This window comes from Pseudomonas sp. B14(2017) (assembly GCF_002113255.1).
Classification (GTDB): Bacteria; Pseudomonadota; Gammaproteobacteria; order Pseudomonadales; family Pseudomonadaceae; genus Aquipseudomonas; species Aquipseudomonas putida_Z.
In genome coordinates this window covers 171,824-189,309 of sequence record NZ_NEJY01000005.1, presented here as the reverse complement: position 1 = coordinate 189,309, position 17,486 = coordinate 171,824, and the positions used below count along the sequence as shown (strand labels likewise).

Sequence of the window (17,486 nt, the reverse complement as noted above, 5' to 3'; positions counted from 1 at the left end):
CTTATGGCCATCTTGAACATTCTCGAATTCCCGGACCCGCGCCTGCGCACCATCGCCAAGCCGGTGACGGTGTTCGACGACGCCCTGCGTCAGCTGATCGACGACATGTTTGAAACCATGTACGAAGCCCCTGGCATCGGCCTGGCCGCCACCCAGGTCAACGTGCACCAGCAGGTCGTGGTCATGGACCTCAGTGAAGACCGCAGCGAGCCGCGCGTCTTCATCAACCCCACGGTCGAAGAGCTGACCCATGACATGGGCCAGTACCAGGAAGGCTGCCTGTCGGTACCTGGCTTCTACGAGAACGTCGACCGCCCGCTGCGTGTGCGTGTCAAGGCCCAGGACCGTGAGGGCAAGCCATACGAGCTGGAGTGCGAAGGCCTGCTGGCGGTATGCGTACAGCATGAATTCGATCACCTCAACGGCAAGCTGTTCGTCGACTACCTGTCGCAGCTCAAGCGCGACCGGATCAAGAAAAAGCTGGAAAAGCAGCACCGCCAGCAAGCCTGATCCCCACCTTCCAGAAGGCTTGCTCCGGCAAGCCTTTTTCTTTTTTGAAGCGAGAACTCCATGCGCATCGTCTTTGCAGGCACTCCAGAGTTTGCCGCCGAACACCTCAAGGCCTTGCTCGACAGCCCCTACGAGATCGTGGCCGTCTACACCCAGCCCGACCGCCCGGCCGGCCGCGGCCAGAAGCTGATGCCGAGCGCGGTCAAGCAACTGGCTGTGGCCCATGATATCCCGGTGTTCCAGCCGCCGACCCTGCGCAACGCCGAAGCCCAGGCCGAACTGGCCGCGCTGAAGCCGGACCTGATGGTGGTGGTCGCCTATGGCCTGATCCTGCCGCAGGTGGTGCTGGATATCCCGCGCCTGGGCTGCATCAACAGCCATGCCTCCCTGCTGCCACGCTGGCGCGGTGCCGCACCGATCCAGCGCGCCGTGGAAGCCGGCGACGCCGAGAGCGGTGTGACCGTGATGCGTATGGAAGCGGGCCTGGACACCGGCCCGATGCTGCTCAAGGTGGTCACCCCGATCAGCGCCGAAGACACCGGCGGCAGCCTGCACGACCGCTTGGCCGAGATGGGCCCGCCCGCAGTCGTCCAGGCCATTGCCGGCCTGGCCGACGGTTCGCTGCAAGGCGAAGTGCAGGACGATGCCCTGGCCACCTACGCGCACAAGCTGAACAAGGACGAAGCGCGCATCGACTGGAGCCGCCCGGCCGTCGAGCTGGAACGCCTGATCCGTGCCTTCAACCCGTGGCCGGTTTGCCACAGCACCCTCGATGGCGAAAGTGTGAAAGTGCTGGCCGCCAACTTGTCCACAGCGACAGGCACCCCCGGCGAGATCCTCTCCGCCAGCAAGGACGGCCTGGTGGTCGCCTGCGGTGATCGGGCGCTGAGCCTGACCCGCCTGCAACTGCCCGGCGGCAAGCCGCTGAACTTCAGCGACCTGTTCAACAGCCGTCGCGAGAAATTCGCCAGTGGCAAGGTGCTGGGCCAATGAACCCACGCCTCGCCGCCGCCCGTGCCCTTGCCGCTGTGCTCAGTGGCAAGGCCTCGCTGAACAGCTCGCTGCCGGCGCAACTGGACAAGGTCGATGAACGCGACCGCGGCCTGACCCAGGACCTGGCGTTCGGCACCGCGCGCTGGCAGCCACGCCTCGACCTGCTGGCCGCGCAACTGCTGCAGAAGCCGTTCAAGGCCGCCGATGCCGATGTGCAGGCGCTGCTGCTGGTCGGCCTGTACCAGCTGTTCTACAGCCGTATCCCGGCCCACGCGGCCATTGGCGAGACTGTCGGATGTGCCGACAAGCTGAAGAAGCCGTGGGCCAAGGGCCTGCTCAATGCCGTGCTGCGCCGTGCCCAACGCGAAGGCGAAGAGTTGCTGGCCGGCATGGAGCGCGACCCGGTGGTACGCACCGCCCACCCGCGCTGGCTGCAGAAGTCGCTCAAGGCCTTCTGGCCGGAGCAGTGGGAGGCCATCTGCGCCGCCAACAACGCCCACCCGCCGATGATCCTGCGGGTCAACCGCCGCCACCACAGCCGCGATGCCTACCTGGCACTGCTGGCCGAGGCAGGTGTTGGCGCCAGCGCCTGCCAGTACAGCCGTGACGGTATCGTGTTGGCCGAAGCCTGCGATGTGCGCGGCCTGCCAGGCTTTGCCGAAGGCTGGGTGAGCGTTCAGGACGAAGCCGCGCAACTGTCCGCCGACCTGCTGGAACTGGCCCCCGGCCAGCGCGTGCTCGACGCCTGCTGTGCACCAGGCGGCAAAACCTGCCACCTGCTGGAAGCCGAAGCCGGCCTGGCCCACGTGGTGGCCATCGACCTCGAAGCCAAGCGTCTGACCCGCGTGCGCGAGAACCTCCACCGCCTGCAACTGGACGCCGAGCTGATCGCCTGCGATGCCCGCGACACCGCCAGCTGGTGGGACGGCAAGCCGTTCCAGCGCATCCTCCTCGACGCACCATGCTCGGCCACCGGCGTGATCCGCCGTCACCCGGACATCAAGCTGACCCGTCAGGCCGACGACATCCCGGCCCTGGCCACGCTACAAGGCGAGCTGCTCGATGCCCTGTGGCCGACCCTGGAAGTGGGCGGCATGCTGCTGTACGCCACCTGCTCCAGCCTGCCGACCGAGAACACCGAAGTGATCGATGCCTTCCTCGCCCGCACCCCGGGCGCCCGTGAGCTGGACCTGGCCACCGAAGCCGGCCTGCGCCAGCCCCACGGCCGCCAGTTGCTGGCCCAGGAAGGCGGCCACGACGGTTTCTACTATGCCAAGCTGATCAAGATCGCCGCTTCGCGCGGATAAGAACAAAAGGTAGGGAGTAGCGGATGAAGATCATCATCCTCGGCGCAGGGCAGGTAGGCGGTACGCTGGCGGAGCACCTGGCCAGCGAAGCCAACGACATCACCGTGGTCGACACGGACGGCGACCGCCTGCGCGACCTGGGCGACCGCCTGGACATCCGCACCGTGCAAGGCCGCGGCTCGCTGCCTACGGTGCTGCGCCAGGCCGGTGCCGACGACGCCGACATGCTGGTGGCGGTAACCAACAGTGACGAGACTAACATGGTCGCCTGCCAGGTGGCCTATTCGCTGTTCCACACGCCGACCAAGATCGCCCGGGTGCGCGAGTCGGCCTACCTGACCCGCGAAGAGCTGTTCGACAACGACCATATCCCGGTCGATGTGCTGATCAGCCCCGAGCAGGTAGTGACCAACTACATCAAGCGCCTGATCGAGCACCCGGGCTCGCTGCAGGTGATCGACTTCGCCGAAGGCAAGGCCCAGCTGGTGGCAGTGAAGGCGTACTACGGTGGCCCGCTGGTAGGCCAGCAACTGCGCCAGATCCGCGCGCACATGCCCAACGTCGACACCCGCGTGGCGGCCATCTTCCGCCGCGACCGCCCGATCACCCCGCGGGGCGACACGGTGATCGAAGCCGACGACGAAGTGTTCTTCATCGCCGCGAAGAAGGACATCCGCGCGGTGATGGGTGAGCTGCGCCGTATCGACGAAACCAACAAACGTGTGGTCATCGCCGGTGGCGGGCAGATCGGCGAACGCCTGGCCGAGGCTATCGAAAGCCGCTACCAGGTGAAGATCATCGAGATGAGTCCGGCCCGTTGCCGACACCTTTCCGACACCCTGGAAAGCACCGTGGTGCTGCAGGGCAGCGCCTCGGACAAGGACCTGATGCTGGAGGAGAACATCGCCGACGCCGACATCTTCCTGGCCCTGACCAACGACGACGAGGCCAACATCATGTCGTCGCTGCTGGCCAAGCGCCTGGGTGCGCGCAAGGTGATGACCATCATCAACAACCCGGCCTATGTCGACCTGGTGCAGGGTGGCGACATCGACATCGCCATCAGCCCGCAGCTGGCCACCATCGGCACCTTGCTGGCGCACGTGCGCCGGGGCGACATCGTCAGCGTGCACTCGCTGCGCCGTGGCGCTGCCGAAGCTATCGAAGCGGTGGCGCACGGGGATTCGAAGTCGAGCAAGGTGGTCGGCAAGGCGATCGAAGACATCGCCCTGCCGCCAGGCACTACCATCGGCGCGATCATTCGTGACGAAGAGGTGATGATTGCCCACGACGACACCATGATCGAATCGGGCGACCATGTGATCCTGTTCGTTGTGGATAAAAAGCATATTCGGGATGTGGAGAAGCTGTTCCACGTCGGCTTGAGTTTCTTCTAGGAGCACAGGGCATGCGCGAATCGCTGGAGAAGATGCTGGCCAAGGGTGTGGATAACCCGTTGTTGAGGTTCGGCCTGGGCAAGGCCTGGCTGGACGAAGGCAATGGTGCTGAAGCGGCGGTGCATCTGGCACGGTGCGTGGAACAGGACCCGAAGTACTCGGCGGCGTGGAAGCTGCTGGGCAAGGCGCATCAGCAGCAGGGTGACCTGGCGGCGGCGCGCAAGGCCTGGGAGGAGGGGATCGTGGCGGCGCAGGCCCATGGCGACAAGCAAGCCGAAAAAGAAATGACCGTTTTTCTCAAGAAGCTCAACAAAATATCAGGTTAACGCGGCCCCTGTGGGAGCGGGCGTGCCCGCGAAGAATTCAACGCGGTGACTGGCACCGGCTGCGCCGGTGTTCGCGGGCACGCCCGCTCCCACAGGGTCCCTGCTAAAACAGGCAGAGTTGTATTCAGCCTGCTACAGGGACAGTTGAAATCTCAATACCAGCGCGGCTCGCCAGCCGGGCGCTTCTTGAAGCGTTTCATGCTCCACATGTACTGGCTCGGGTACTCGCGCACATAGCGCTCGACTACCTTGCTCATCGCCGCTGCCGACACGGTCACGTCGGTGCTGTACATCTCTTCCGGCGCCGCCTCCAGGAACACCTTGAAGCCCGAGCCATCCGGCAGCCGCAGGGCATGCAGGAACACCCCCACCGCCTTGCCCCCGGCCAGCATGTTCGGCACGAACTTGCTGGTCAGCGCCTGGGTACCCAGGAACGGCACGAACACCCCCGCCGACTCTGCCGGCTCCGGGTCGGCAGGAATACCCACCTGGCCACCACGGCGCACCTCCTTGATCACGCTGAGGATGCCTTCCTTGGTCGAAGGCGCCACGCGGTTGCCCATCTGCACCCGCTGCTCGCGCAGCAGGTCATCCACCGCCTTCAGCTTCGGCGGGCGGTAGAAGATGATCGGTTTGCACTGGTTGCAGTAGAAGTGGTTCAGCACTTCCCAGTTGCCCAGGTGGCTGGTGATGCCGACCACGCCCTTGCCTGAGGCCAGGGCCTGCTCCAGCACTTCCAGGCCGTGCACTTCCTTGACCAGCTCCAGCGAGCGCTGCGGCGGCCAGATCCAGGCACAGGCACTTTCGACGAAGGATTTACCGATATCCTTCAACGCGCGGCCAACAAGCTGCTCGCGCTCGGCCGGGTCCATCTCCGGGAAGCACTTGGCCAGGTTGATGCGCACGACATTGCGCGAGCCGTTGGGGACCTTCCACATCAGCCAGCCGATACCGGCGCCGACGCGCTGCACAGCGCCCCAGGGCAGCTTGGCAAACAGACGCAGCACCCCGACCATCAGGGCGCCCTTGAACTTTTCCACAGGCGAATTCCTTATTTCAGCAAGGCGCGCATTGTAACCCCTCAGCGCAACAAGGCGGCGTAGCGATCGCAATCGGTGGTGTGGTCCATGACCATGCCGGTGGCCTGCATGAAGGCATAGCAGATGGTCGGGCCAACAAACGTGAAGCCGGCTTTCTGCAGGGCTTTGCTCATCGCCTTGGCTTCATCGGTAACCGCTGGCACCTCGCTGCGGCCCGTGAAGTGGTTGATCTTCGGCGCACCACCAACGAATGACCAGAGCCAGTCGGCGGGGTTGTCCACAGCCAGCCAGGCCTGGGCATTGCGCCTGGCAGCCTTGAGCTTGAGGCGGTTGCGGATGATGCCGGCATCCTGCATCAGCTCCTCGATGCGTTCGTCGCTCATGACGGCGAGTTTCACCGGATCGAAGCCGTGCATCACCTCGCGATAACGCTCGCGTTTACGCAATACAGTGATCCACGAAAGCCCCGCCTGGAACCCTTCGAGCAAAAGCATCTCGAACAGCAACGCCGGGTCACGCTGGGGCGTTCCCCATTCCTGGTCATGGTAGGCCTGGTACAACGGATCGTCGGTACACCAAAAGCAGCGTGGCATAAGGCTCCAATGAGTAGAGGGCGAGGCGAATCAGGTTATACTCCCGCTCTTTACATCCGCATCCCCAGATACAGGTGAATTTCGTGAGCCAGCCTACGCCAGCCGTGCGTACCTTCCAAGACCTGATCCTCGCCCTGCAGAACTACTGGGCCGAGCAAGGTTGTGTGGTGCTTCAGCCCTACGATATGGAAGTAGGCGCCGGCACTTTCCACACCGCTACATTCCTGCGCGCCGTGGGTCCAGAAACCTGGAACGCCGCCTATGTGCAGCCTAGCCGTCGCCCTGCCGACGGGCGGTATGGCGAAAACCCCAACCGCCTGCAGCACTACTACCAGTTCCAGGTGGTACTGAAGCCCAACCCGGCCAACTTCCAGGAGCTGTACCTCGGCTCGCTGAAAGCCATCGGCCTGGACCCGCTGGTCCACGACATTCGCTTCGTCGAAGACAACTGGGAATCGCCGACCCTCGGCGCCTGGGGCCTGGGCTGGGAAATCTGGCTCAACGGCATGGAAGTCACCCAGTTCACCTACTTCCAGCAGGTAGGCGGTATCGAGTGCTACCCGGTCACCGGTGAAATCACCTACGGCCTGGAGCGCCTGGCCATGTACATCCAGGGCGTCGACTCGGTGTACGACCTGGTGTGGGCCGACGGCCCGTTCGGCAAGGTCACCTACGGCGATGTGTTCCACCAGAACGAGGTGGAACAGTCGACCTACAACTTCGAGCACGCCAACGTCGAGAAGCTGTTCGAGCTGTTCGACTTCTACGAAAGCGAAGCCAACCGCCTGATCAAGCTGGACCTGCCGCTGCCGACCTATGAAATGGTGCTGAAGGCCTCGCACACCTTCAACCTGCTGGACGCCCGCCGCGCCATCTCGGTAACCGAGCGCCAGCGCTACATCCTGCGTGTACGTACCCTGGCCCGGGACGTGGCGCAAAGCTATCTGCAAGCCCGCGCACGCCTGGGCTTCCCGATGGCCACCCCTGAACTGCGTGACGAAGTGTTGGCTAAGCTGGAGGCTGCACAATGAGTGCTCAAGATTTCCTGGTAGAACTGGGCACCGAAGAGCTGCCACCGAAGGCCCTCGCCAGCCTCGGCGAAGCCTTCCTGGCTGGTATCGAGAAAGGCCTGCAGGCCGCTGGCCTGAACTACACCGGCAAGCAGGTTTACGCCGCGCCGCGTCGCCTGGCCGTGCTGATCCGCCAGCTGGACGTGCAGCAGCCTGACCGCAGCATCAATATCGACGGCCCGCCCCTGCAGGCTGCTTTCAAAGACGGCGAGCCGACCCAGGCTGCCTTGGGCTTTGCCAAGAAATGCGGTGTGGATCTGTCGGAAATCGACCAGACCGGCGCCAAGCTGCGTTTCTCCCAGCACATCCCGGGCAAGGCCACCGCTGGCCTGCTGCCGACCATCGTCGAAGATTCGCTCAACGACCTGCCGATCCCCAAGCGCATGCGCTGGGCGGCCAGCCGTGAAGAGTTCGTGCGCCCGACCCAATGGCTGGTGATGCTGCTGGGCGACCAGGTGGTCGACTGCACCATCCTGTCGCAGAAGGCCGGCCGTGAATCCCGTGGCCATCGCTTCCACCACCCGGAAAACGTGGTCATCACCACCCCGGCCAACTACGTCGAGGACCTGCGCAAAGCCTACGTGCTGGCCGACTTCGCCGAGCGCCGCGAGCTGATCAGCAAGCGTACCGCCGAACTGGCCATGCAGCAGGAAGGCAGCGCCATCGTGCCGCCGGCACTGCTGGACGAAGTGACCGCCCTGGTCGAGTGGCCAGTGCCGCTGGTGTGCTCGTTCGAGGAGCGTTTCCTCGAAGTGCCACAGGAAGCCCTGATCACCACCATGCAGGACAACCAGAAGTACTTCTGCCTGCTGGACAGCGAAGGCAAGCTGCTGCCGCGCTTCATCACCGTGGCCAACGTCGAGAGCCGCGACCCGAAGCAGATCGTGCAAGGCAACGAGAAGGTCGTGCGCCCACGCCTGACCGACGCCGAGTTCTTCTTCAAGCAGGACAAGAAGCAGCCGCTGGAAACCTTCAACGAGCGCCTGAAGAACGTGGTGTTCCAGGCTCAGTTGGGTACCGTGTACGACAAGGCCGAGCGCGTTTCCAGGCTGGCCGCCTTCATCGCCCCGCTGATCGGCGGCGACGCCCAGCGCGCCGGCCGTGCCGGCCTGCTGTCGAAGTGCGACCTGGCCACCGAGATGGTCGGCGAATTCCCTGAGATGCAGGGTGTTGCCGGTTACTACTACGCGCTCAACGACGGTGAGCCGGAAGACGTGGCCCTGGCCCTGAACGAGCAGTACATGCCGCGCGGTGCCGGCGCCGAGCTGCCGCAGACCCTCACCGGTGCTGCCGTGGCCATCGCCGACAAGCTCGACACCCTGGTCGGCATTTTCGGCATCGGCATGCTGCCTACCGGCAGCAAGGACCCGTACGCCCTGCGCCGTGCCGCCCTGGGCGTGCTGCGTATCCTGATCGAGAAGCAGCTGGACCTGGACCTGACCGGTGCGGTCGAGTTCGCGGTCAAGCAGTTCGGCACCAAGGTCAAGGCCGCCGGCCTGGCCGAACAGGTGCTGGAGTTCATCTTCGACCGCCTGCGTGCGCGTTACGAAGACGAAGGCATCGACGTGGCCACCTACCTGTCGGTACGTGCCCTGCAGCCAGGTTCTGCCCTGGACTTCGACCAGCGCGTGCAGGCTGTACAAGCCTTCCGCAAGCTGCCGGAAGCCGAAGCTCTGGCCGCGGTGAACAAGCGCGTGTCGAACCTGCTGAGCAAGGCCGAAGGCGCCATCGCCGATCACGTCGAGCCGAAGTACTTCGACAACGCCAACGAGTTCTCCCTGTACTCGGCCATCCAGCAGGCCGACCAGGCCGTGCAACCGATGGCTGCTGCACGCCAGTACAGCGAATCGCTGGCCCGCCTGGCGGCCCTGCGTGACCCGGTCGACGCCTTCTTCGAGGCGGTGATGGTCAACGCCGAGGATGCCAAGGTACGCGCCAACCGTTATGCCCTGCTCAGCCGCCTGCGCGGCCTGTTCCTGGGCGTGGCCGACATTTCGCTGCTGGGGTAAGCCTTGAAACTGCTGATTCTCGACCGTGACGGAGTAATCAACTACGACTCCGACGCCTACATCAAGACGCTGGACGAGTGGGTGCCGATCCCTGGCTCGGTCGAAGCGATCGCGCAGTTGAGCAAGGCGGGCTGGACGGTGGCCGTGGCCACCAACCAGTCCGGCATTGCCCGTGGCTACTATGCGCTGGCAACCCTCGAGGCCATGCACGCGCGCCTGCGCGCGCTGGTGGCCGAGCAGGGCGGCGAGGTGGGTCACATCGTGTATTGCCCGCACGGGCCGGACGAAGGCTGCGATTGCCGCAAGCCCAAGCCTGGCATGCTGCGGGCGATCGCCGAGCATTATCAGGTCGGCCTGGAAGGCGTCTGGTTCGTTGGCGACAGCAAAGGTGACCTGGAGGCCGCCCTGGCCGTCGGTGCACAACCCGTGCTGGTGAAAACCGGCAAGGGCGAGCGGACCCTGGAAAAAGGCGTCCCGGAAACTACACTGATTTTCGACGATCTGGCAGCTATCGCCAGAGAACTAATTTAAACAGTGCGCCTTCGGGCGCATTTTTCTCAGGCGGGCATGCCCCGCAATGGTACAAGCCACTATGTCGATCCTGCAGGCGATCAGAATCTTTCTTTTTTACCTGCTGCTGGGCACCAGTTCGCTGCTGTGGTGCTCGCTGAGCTTCTTCGTCGCGCCGTTCCTGTCGTTCCCCAAGCGCTACAAGTTCATCAACGTGTACTGGTGCCGTTGCGCGTTGTTCCTGGTGCGCACCATCCTGGGTATCGACTACAAGATCACTGGCGCCGAGAACGTGCCTGATGAGCCTTGCGTGATCCTGTCCAACCACCAGAGCACCTGGGAAACCTTCTTCCTTTCCCAGTATTTCTCGCCACTGAGCCAGGTGCTCAAGCGCGAGTTGCTGTACGTGCCGTTCTTCGGTTGGGCCATGGCCATGCTGCGGCCGATCGCGATCAACCGCGATAACCCCAAGGAAGCCCTGCGCCAGGTAGCCAGCAAGGGTGACGAGCTGCTCAAGCAGAAGACCTGGGTGCTGATCTTCCCGGAAGGCACCCGCGTGCCATTCGGCACCATGGGCAAGTTCTCCCGTGGCGGTACCGCGCTGGCAGTGAATGCCGGGCTGCCGGTGCTGCCGATTGCCCATAACGCCGGCAAGTTCTGGCCGAAGACCGGTTGGGGCAAGCGCGCTGGCACCATCGAGGTGGTGATTGGCGAACCGATGTACGCCAACGGCACCGGGCCACGGGCCATCGCCGAGCTCAACGACCGCGCTGCGGCGTGGAACGAAGCGACCCAGCGGGCCATGGGTTCGCTGCCGCCAGCAGAGGAAAAACCCCAGGAACAGATGGCCTGACCATCTGTGGATAACTTGTGAACTGTTTTTGGATTAAAAGCCTGAAGTGATAGCTAAGTGTTTGAATTAGCTGTTTATTTCTGTGTATGACATTTTTCTGAAAATCGTGCATAAGTTTTTTTGGGGCATAAGAAAACCGGCTTTTACAGCCGGTTTTTTTATGGGCTCATGCGGGTGTGGGTGATCGGTGTAGGAGCGGCCTTGTGTCGCGATAGGGCTGCAAGGCAGCCCCAGCAATTTGCGCATCACTGCTGATGCCCCGGGGCCGCTTTGCGGCCCTTTCGCGACACAAGGCCGCTCCTACAAGAAGCCCGTGCCAACCGTCAGATCTTGTCGATATCCACGTCCTTGGTTTCCTTCAGGCAGAAGATCCCCACCACCAGGCTGACCCCGGTCACCAGCACCGGGTACCACAGCCCGTAGAAGATATCCCCGGTATACACCACCAGCGCGAACGACACCGTTGGCAGGAAGCCACCGAACCAGCCGTTGCCAATGTGGTAGGGCAGCGACATCGAGGTGTAGCGGATGCGGGTCGGGAACAGCTCGACCATCACCGCCGCCAGCGGGCCATAGGTCATGGTCGCGATCAGGATCATCGCCACGATCAGCACCACCACCATCACCTGGTTGACCTGCCCAGGGTCGGCCTTGGCCGGGTAGCCGGCCTGTTCCACCGCAGCACGCATGGCTGCTTCGTCAAAGCCGTTGATAGTCTTGTCACCGATGTTAACCACCACATCGCTGCCGACCACATCCACAGAGCTGTACGGTAGGCCTTGCTTGACCAGGAAGGTCTTGACCTTGTCGCACGGGCTGTCGAATCGCGCCTTGCCCACCGGGTCGAACTGGAAGGTGCAGCCTTGCGGGTCGGCAGTGACAACGATCGGCGCCTGGCGGCTGGCCGCGTCGATCTGTGGGTTGGCGTAATGGCTCAGCGCCTTGAACAGCGGGAAGTACAGCACCGTGGCCAGGAGCAGGCCGAGCATCAGGATCGGCTTGCGGCCAATACGGTCGGACAACCAGCCGAACAACACGAAGAACGGCGCACCAATGACCACGCTGATGATCAGCAGGGTGTTGGCCTGGGCCGGGTCCATCTTCAGCATCTGGGTCATGAAGAACAGCACGTAGAACTGCGCCGTGTAGAAGGTCACGGCCTGCCCGGCGTTGATGCTGAACAGGGCGGTGAGCACCACTTTAAGGTTCGGCCAGGAGGTGAACGACTCACGGATCGGCGACTTGCTGACCTTGCCCTGGGCCTTCATTTTCACGAAGGCCGGCGACTCGTGCATGCTCATGCGGATCCAGGTGGAAATCGCCAGCAGCACGATCGACAACAGGAACGGCAGGCGCCAACCCCAGGTTTCGAACTGGTCGCCACTGATATAGCGGCTGCCCAGCACCACCACCAGCGACAACAACAGGCCAAGGGTGGCGGTGGACTGGATGAAACCCGTGTGGAAACCGCGCTTGCCGGGCGGCGCATGCTCGGCCACATAGGTGGCCGCACCGCCGTATTCACCACCCAGCGCCAGCCCCTGCAGCATGCGCAGGACCACCAGGATGATCGGTGCCGCGATGCCGATGCTGGCGTAGGTGGGCAACAACCCCACAGCGAAGGTGGACAGGCCCATCAGCACGATGGTGACCAGGAAGGTGTACTTGCGCCCGATCATGTCGCCTAGCCGGCCGAACACAAGCGCACCGAATGGCCGCACCAGGAAGCCGGCGGCAAAGGCCATGAGGGCGAAGATGAAGGCGGTGGTGTCGTTCACGCCAGCGAAGAACTGCTTGCTGATGACCGCTGCCAGCGCACCATAGAGAAAAAAGTCATACCACTCGAAAACTGTCCCGAGGGATGACGCGAAAATGATCTTGCGTTCTTCACGACGGCTGGAGCTGCTGGCCGCCGCACCCTGCTCTTGGATGTAATCCGACATCGTTGCTGTCCTCGGCCCGCAGGCCACAGTGATTATTCTTGTTGTTCCACTGTCGGCAGCTTCTGACCACCAGCTGCCGGTACTGCACGCACCCGGGGTCAGGGCGTCGGTATCGCGTCTTCGTTCAGATAGGTCTGGGTGGCAGCTCCTTTGAGGATCAGTTGCGCCGCCTTCTCGGCGATCATCAGGGTGGGTGAACAGGTATTGCCGGAGGTGATCTGCGGCATGATCGAGGCGTCCGCCACGCGCAGGCCAGGGATGCCGTGTACGCGCAACTGGTTATCCACAACGTCCAGTTCGCCATTGCCCATGCGGCAGGTGCCTACCGGGTGGAAGATGGTGGTGCCGATCTTGCCGGCGGCTTCGAACAGCTCTTGTTCGGTTTGCAGGGCTGGGCCCGGCAGGTATTCCTTTGGGTCGAACGCAGCGAGGGCAGGGGCCTGGACGATCCGCCGGGTAAGGCGAATGGAATCGGCGGCGACGCGCAGGTCCTGGGGGTCGCTGAGGTAGTTGGGGTCGATCAGCGGTGTGCTGTTCATGTCGCTGCTGCGGATATCGATACGCCCGCGGCTGGCCGGGCGCAGGTTGCACACCGAGGCGGTAAAGGCCGGGAACCTGTGCAGTGGCTCGCCGAAGCGTTCAAGTGACAGCGGCTGCACGTGGTACTGCAGGTTGGCAGTGGCCTGCTCCGGGCTCGAACGCACGAACGCGCCCAGTTGGCTCGGCGCCATGGCCAGCGGGCCACTGCGGTCATAGAGGTAGCGCAGGCCCATGCCCATCTTGCCCCACAGGCTGTTGGCCATCTGGTTCAGGGTACGGGTATTGCGGATCTGGTAGATCAGGCGCAGTTGCAGGTGATCCTGCAGGTTGCCGCCAACACCGGGCATGTCGTGACGCACGCCAATGCCCAGGTTTTCCAGTAACTGCCGCGGGCCGATGCCGGAGCGCTGCAGGATACCGGGAGAGCCCACAGCGCCCGCACAGAGGATGATCTCGCGACGTGCCACAAACTCGTGCCAGGCACCCTGCCAGAACGCCTTCACCGCCCGTGCACGGGTGTTGTTGAGCAGCACCTGGTCAACCTGAACGCCGGTCAGCACGGTGAGGTTGGGGCGATCCTTGATCGGCCGCAGGAAAGCCTTGGAAGCGTTCCAGCGCACACCGCTGCGCTGGTTGACCTGGAAATATCCACAGCCCTGGTTGTCGCCGGTATTGAAGTCATCGACCTTGCCGATGCCGCTTTGCTCGGCGGCATCACGGAAGGCATCGAGGATCGGCCAGCTATAGCGCTGGCGCTCGACCCGCCATTCGCCATCACCACCGTGGTGCTCGCTGGCGCCGGCAAAGTGGCTTTCGCTGGCCTTGAACAGCGGCAGTACGTCCTTCCAGCCCCAGCCGTCGTTGCCTTGCTCTGCCCAACGGTCGTAGTCGGCGGCCTGGCCGCGCATGTAGATCATGCCGTTGATCGAGGAGCAGCCACCCAGCACCTTGCCGCGTGGATAACCCAGCGCACGACCGCCCAGGCCGGGCTGCGCCTCGGTCTTGAAGCACCAATCGGTGCGCGGGTTGCCGATGCAATAGAGGTAACCGACGGGGATATGGATCCAGGGATAGTTGTCGCGCCCACCCGCTTCCAGCAGCAGCACTCGGCAGGAAGGGTCGGCGGACAAACGATTGGCCAACAGGCAACCGGCGGGACCGGCCCCTACGACCACGTAGTCGAAGACAGAATCGGCTGATGGCATGTGCAACCTCGGGCCTGATTATTATTCTTGTCCCGATCCATCTTAGTGAGTAATTTCGTGGAGGAAACACGAGATTTCGCGCAGCCGCTGTGCGTTTTAGCACAGTGGTAAGTCTGTACTGGCCTCTTCGCGGGCACGCCCGCTCCCACAAGGTAACGCGATCCCTGTGGGAGCGGGCGTGCCCGCGAAGAGACCGGAACGAACTGCCAAAAAGGATCAGCATGTTCGACTGGAACGATCTGCGGTTTTTCCTCGAGTTGCAGCGCAGCGGCCGCCTGCTTACCGCCGCCAAGCGCCTCAACACCACCCACAGCACCGTGGCCCGGCACATCGAGAGCATCGAGCAAAGCCTGGGTACTGCGCTGTTCGTGCAGCATGCCCAGGGCTATGAACTGACCCCCTCGGGCCAGGCCCTGCTCAAGCACGCCGAAGCCATGGAAAACGTCGCCCTGCTGGCGCAGGAAGAAATCACTCAGGCCATCACGCCGCTGGGCAAGATTCGCCTGGGGGTGACCGAAGGCATCGGCATCATGTTCTTCACCCCGCGCATGAATGCGCTGTTCGACCGCTACCCCGGCCTGGAAGTGGAGTTGGTGGCGGTGCCGCGCTTCGTCAGCATCCTCAACCGCGAGGCGGAGATCAGCATCCACCTGGAACGGCCCAACGCCGACCTGCTGATCACCCGCAAGCTCACCGACTATCGCCTGGCCCTGTACGCCAGCCAGGACTACCTGGATCGCGCGCCCCCGCTGCGCAACCGCGAGGACCTGGCCCGGCACAGCTGGATCGGCTACGTCGACGACTTGCTGTTCAGCCAGGAACTGCTGTTTCTCAACAGCTTCTGCCGGGCCCCCAACGTGGTGTTTCGCAGCACCAGCGTGATCGCCCAGCAAACCGCCGCCCGCGCCGGGTTGGGCATCGCCGTACTGCCCAACTACATGGCCCGCCACGACCCGACACTAGTGCGCGTGCTGCCTGGCGAAACCATCCAGCGCAGCTACTGGATCTGTACCCGCCGCGAACTGCACAAGTCGGTGCGCCTGCGGGTAGTTTGGGACTACCTGCTGGCGCTGTGCGCGGCAGAACAGAGCGAGCTGCTAGCCCAGTAGCGCCTTGCCGGCCAGCAGTAGGGCCGCAGCCCAACCGGCCACGGCAAACATCTGCTGCAAGCGCGGCCCGGCCAGCCTGGCCGCCAATGGCCGCGCCAGCAGCAGGCCGAGCACCGCACCGACGGCGAACGGGGCGCCAACCTGCCAGTGCATGACCCCTGCCAGGCTGGCGCTGACCACACTGCCGGTGGACACCAGCGCGATCACCGCCAGCGAGGTGGAGACGATGCTGGCCATGCGCAGGTTGGTGTAGCGGTTAAGGGCCGGGATGATGACAAAGCCACCGCCCACGCCGAGCAGGCCGGATAGCAGCCCTGACAATGCACCGGTGAAGGCCAAGGCGCGCGCGCAGGGCAGGGTCCAGCGCAAACGGCCGTGCAGCGGGTTCAGCACGCAGGGTTCGATGTAGCGATGGGCATCATTGGCTTCGCCGCGCAGTTCCTTGGCCGCCTTGCGCCAGATGCGCAGGCAGGCATAAACCAGCACCCCGGCGAACACCAACTGCAGTGGCGTGTTCGGCAAGCGGTGCGCCAGCATCAGCCCGAACGGCGCCGCTGCCACACCGATCAATGCGATGAACAGCGCCGCCCGGTAGCGCACCAGGCCCTGACGCAAGCCCAGCACAGCACCCACCGCCGCCGCCATGCCTACGGCCAGCAGGCCGACCGGTGCCGCCTCGACCATCGACAGCCCCAGGCCGAACACCAGCAAAGGCACTGCGAGAATGCCACCGCCGGCACCGGTCAACGCCAGCACGGCACCGATGATCGCGCCCAGGCCCGCTCCCAGTATTTGATGTTCGATCACCGCCGGCCCTCGGTTACCAACGGCTGTGGCCGTGCCAGCCACTCGCGGCCCTTGAGCATGCCTTTCCAGTACAAGGGTGGCAGCACCTGCGCCTTGAGCAACCAGGCCAGACGTGTCGGCTTGCGGCCATCCAGCAACCAGTTGGGGAAGCTTGGAGCCAGCTTGCCGCCATAGGTGAACTCGGCAAGGACGATCTTGCCGCGCTCGACGGTGAGCGGGCACGAGCCATAACCATCGTACTGGGCCAGGGTAGGCAACCTGCCCAGGGCCACCAACACGTTGTTGGCCACGACCGGGGCCTGCTTGCGTGCAGCGGCGGCGGTCTTGGCATTGCTGGTGTTGGTCACGTCCCCAAGGGCATGGACGTTGGTGAAGTGGCGATGGCGCAGGGTGTGCGGGTCGACATCGACCCAACCGGCACTGTCGGCCAACGGGCTTTCACGAATGAAGTCCGGTGCCACCTGCGGCGGTACCACGTGCAGCATGTCGAAGGCCTCGATACGGGTTTCGCTGCTGCCATCGACCAAGGTGCGCACGAAGGTGGCGCGCTTGTTCGGGCCGTCCACGGCGACCAGGCGGTGGGAAAAATTGAGGTCCACGGCGTACTTGTCGATGTACTTCATCAGTGCGGGCACGTAGTCCGCCACTCCGAACAAGACTGCGCCGGCATTGAAGAAACTGGCTTTCACAGCCCCCAGGTGACCGTGCCGCAGCCAGTGGTCGCAAGACAGGTACAACGCCTTCTGCGGCGCGCCTGCGCATTTGATCGGCATGGGCGGCTGGCAAAACAGGGCTCGGCCTTGCTTGAGCTTCTGTACCAGTTCCCAGGTGTAGGGCGCCAGGTCGTAGCGGTAGTTGGAGGTGACGCCGTTGCGGCCCAAGGTCTCGCTGAGGCCATCAATGGCCGCCCAATCCAGCTTGAGGCCGGGGCAGACCACCAACTGTTCATAACTGATGGCGCGGCCGCCTTCGAGGAGGACCAGTTGGCCCAGCGGGTCGAACCCCTGCACACGTGCCTTTATCCAGCGCACGCCGCGCGGAATGGTCGAGGCCATGGTGCGGGCAGTGCTTGGCGCCTTGAACACACCGGCACCGACCATGGTCCAGCCGGGCTGGTAGTAATGCACTTCGGCGGGGTCGATCAAGGTCACATCCAGCGACGGGTCACGGCTGATCAGGCTGGAAGCGGTGGCGATTCCGGCAGCGCCGGCACCGACGATGACCACTTTGTGGTGGTCGGTATTGGCAGGGGACAACAAGGCAGGCATGGCGGT

The 17,486-nt window shown here is 63.8% G+C and carries 16 protein-coding genes; 10 read left to right on the top strand and 6 right to left on the bottom strand.

Annotation, left to right across the window (positions count from 1 at the left end; genetic code table 11):
* The first annotated feature begins 3 nt into the window (after positions 1-3).
* From def to CAG34_RS06790, 5 genes are read left to right on the top strand one after another with little or no spacing between them, the layout of a single operon-like run.
* Positions 4-510, top strand: a complete 507-nt coding sequence (gene def, locus CAG34_RS06810; RefSeq protein WP_085588891.1) for a peptide deformylase — start codon at positions 4-6, stop codon at positions 508-510.
* Positions 511-570: 60 nt separating this feature from the next.
* Positions 571-1,503 (top strand): methionyl-tRNA formyltransferase, encoded by a 933-nt coding sequence (gene fmt / locus CAG34_RS06805; protein WP_085588890.1) that lies wholly within the window; start codon positions 571-573, stop codon positions 1,501-1,503.
* Positions 1,500-2,810, top strand: a complete 1,311-nt coding sequence (rsmB, locus tag CAG34_RS06800) for a 16S rRNA (cytosine(967)-C(5))-methyltransferase RsmB (RefSeq protein WP_085588889.1) — start codon at positions 1,500-1,502, stop codon at positions 2,808-2,810. Before fmt ends, rsmB begins: the two co-directional genes overlap by 4 nt.
* A gap of 23 nt (positions 2,811-2,833) precedes the next feature.
* Complete coding sequence (gene trkA / locus CAG34_RS06795) at positions 2,834-4,207, top strand: Trk system potassium transporter TrkA (RefSeq protein ID WP_013970264.1); 1,374 nt, start codon at positions 2,834-2,836, stop codon at positions 4,205-4,207.
* Positions 4,208-4,218: 11 nt separating this feature from the next.
* Complete coding sequence (locus CAG34_RS06790; protein WP_085588888.1) at positions 4,219-4,533, top strand: tetratricopeptide repeat protein; 315 nt, start codon at positions 4,219-4,221, stop codon at positions 4,531-4,533.
* A 152-nt stretch (positions 4,534-4,685) separates the two neighbouring features.
* On the opposite strand, the gene CAG34_RS06780 is transcribed toward CAG34_RS06790, so the two are convergent.
* Positions 4,686-5,573 carry a lysophospholipid acyltransferase gene (locus CAG34_RS06780; RefSeq protein WP_085588886.1) on the bottom strand — a complete coding sequence of 296 codons (888 nt, stop codon included), beginning with the start codon at positions 5,571-5,573 and terminating at the stop codon, positions 4,686-4,688.
* Positions 5,574-5,614: 41 nt separating this feature from the next.
* Complete coding sequence (locus CAG34_RS06775; RefSeq protein ID WP_003260004.1) at positions 5,615-6,166, bottom strand: DNA-3-methyladenine glycosylase I; 552 nt, start codon at positions 6,164-6,166, stop codon at positions 5,615-5,617.
* An 83-nt stretch (positions 6,167-6,249) separates the two neighbouring features.
* On the opposite strand from CAG34_RS06775, the gene glyQ reads away from it, so the two are divergent.
* The 4 genes from glyQ to CAG34_RS06755 are packed head-to-tail and all read left to right on the top strand — an operon-like array spanning position 6,250 to position 10,608.
* Entirely contained in the window at positions 6,250-7,197 is a 948-nt protein-coding gene (glyQ, locus tag CAG34_RS06770) for a glycine--tRNA ligase subunit alpha (protein WP_025337182.1), read from the top strand.
* Positions 7,194-9,245, top strand: coding sequence for a glycine--tRNA ligase subunit beta (gene glyS, locus CAG34_RS06765; protein WP_085588885.1), 2,052 nt, complete (start codon positions 7,194-7,196; stop codon positions 9,243-9,245). The genes glyQ and glyS overlap by 4 nt, the downstream gene beginning before the upstream one ends.
* Positions 9,246-9,248: 3 nt before the next feature.
* A complete protein-coding gene (gmhB, locus tag CAG34_RS06760; protein ID WP_025337180.1) occupies positions 9,249-9,776 on the top strand; it encodes a D-glycero-beta-D-manno-heptose 1,7-bisphosphate 7-phosphatase in 528 nt (175 codons plus the stop codon).
* A 46-nt stretch (positions 9,777-9,822) separates the two neighbouring features.
* Entirely contained in the window at positions 9,823-10,608 is a 786-nt protein-coding gene (locus CAG34_RS06755; RefSeq protein ID WP_025337179.1) for a 1-acyl-sn-glycerol-3-phosphate acyltransferase, read from the top strand.
* A gap of 323 nt (positions 10,609-10,931) precedes the next feature.
* On the opposite strand, the gene CAG34_RS06750 is transcribed toward CAG34_RS06755, so the two are convergent.
* Entirely contained in the window at positions 10,932-12,551 is a 1,620-nt protein-coding gene (locus CAG34_RS06750; RefSeq protein WP_085588884.1) for an MFS transporter, read from the bottom strand.
* Positions 12,552-12,649: 98 nt separating this feature from the next.
* Positions 12,650-14,296, bottom strand: a complete 1,647-nt coding sequence (locus CAG34_RS06745; RefSeq protein WP_085588883.1) for a GMC family oxidoreductase — start codon at positions 14,294-14,296, stop codon at positions 12,650-12,652.
* A gap of 221 nt (positions 14,297-14,517) precedes the next feature.
* On the opposite strand from CAG34_RS06745, the gene CAG34_RS06740 reads away from it, so the two are divergent.
* Positions 14,518-15,405 (top strand): LysR family transcriptional regulator, encoded by an 888-nt coding sequence (locus tag CAG34_RS06740; RefSeq protein ID WP_013970255.1) that lies wholly within the window; start codon positions 14,518-14,520, stop codon positions 15,403-15,405.
* Here the strand turns inward: CAG34_RS06740 and CAG34_RS06735 are convergent.
* The gene (locus CAG34_RS06735; protein WP_085588882.1) at positions 15,394-16,212 is read right to left on the bottom strand and encodes a sulfite exporter TauE/SafE family protein; all 819 of its coding nucleotides are present in this window, start codon (positions 16,210-16,212) and stop codon (positions 15,394-15,396) included. The genes CAG34_RS06740 and CAG34_RS06735 overlap by 12 nt on opposite strands.
* The gene (locus CAG34_RS06730; RefSeq protein WP_085588881.1) at positions 16,209-17,480 is read right to left on the bottom strand and encodes an FAD/NAD(P)-binding oxidoreductase; all 1,272 of its coding nucleotides are present in this window, start codon (positions 17,478-17,480) and stop codon (positions 16,209-16,211) included. Before CAG34_RS06730 ends, CAG34_RS06735 begins: the two co-directional genes overlap by 4 nt.
* Between the last annotated feature and the right edge of the window lie 6 nt (positions 17,481-17,486).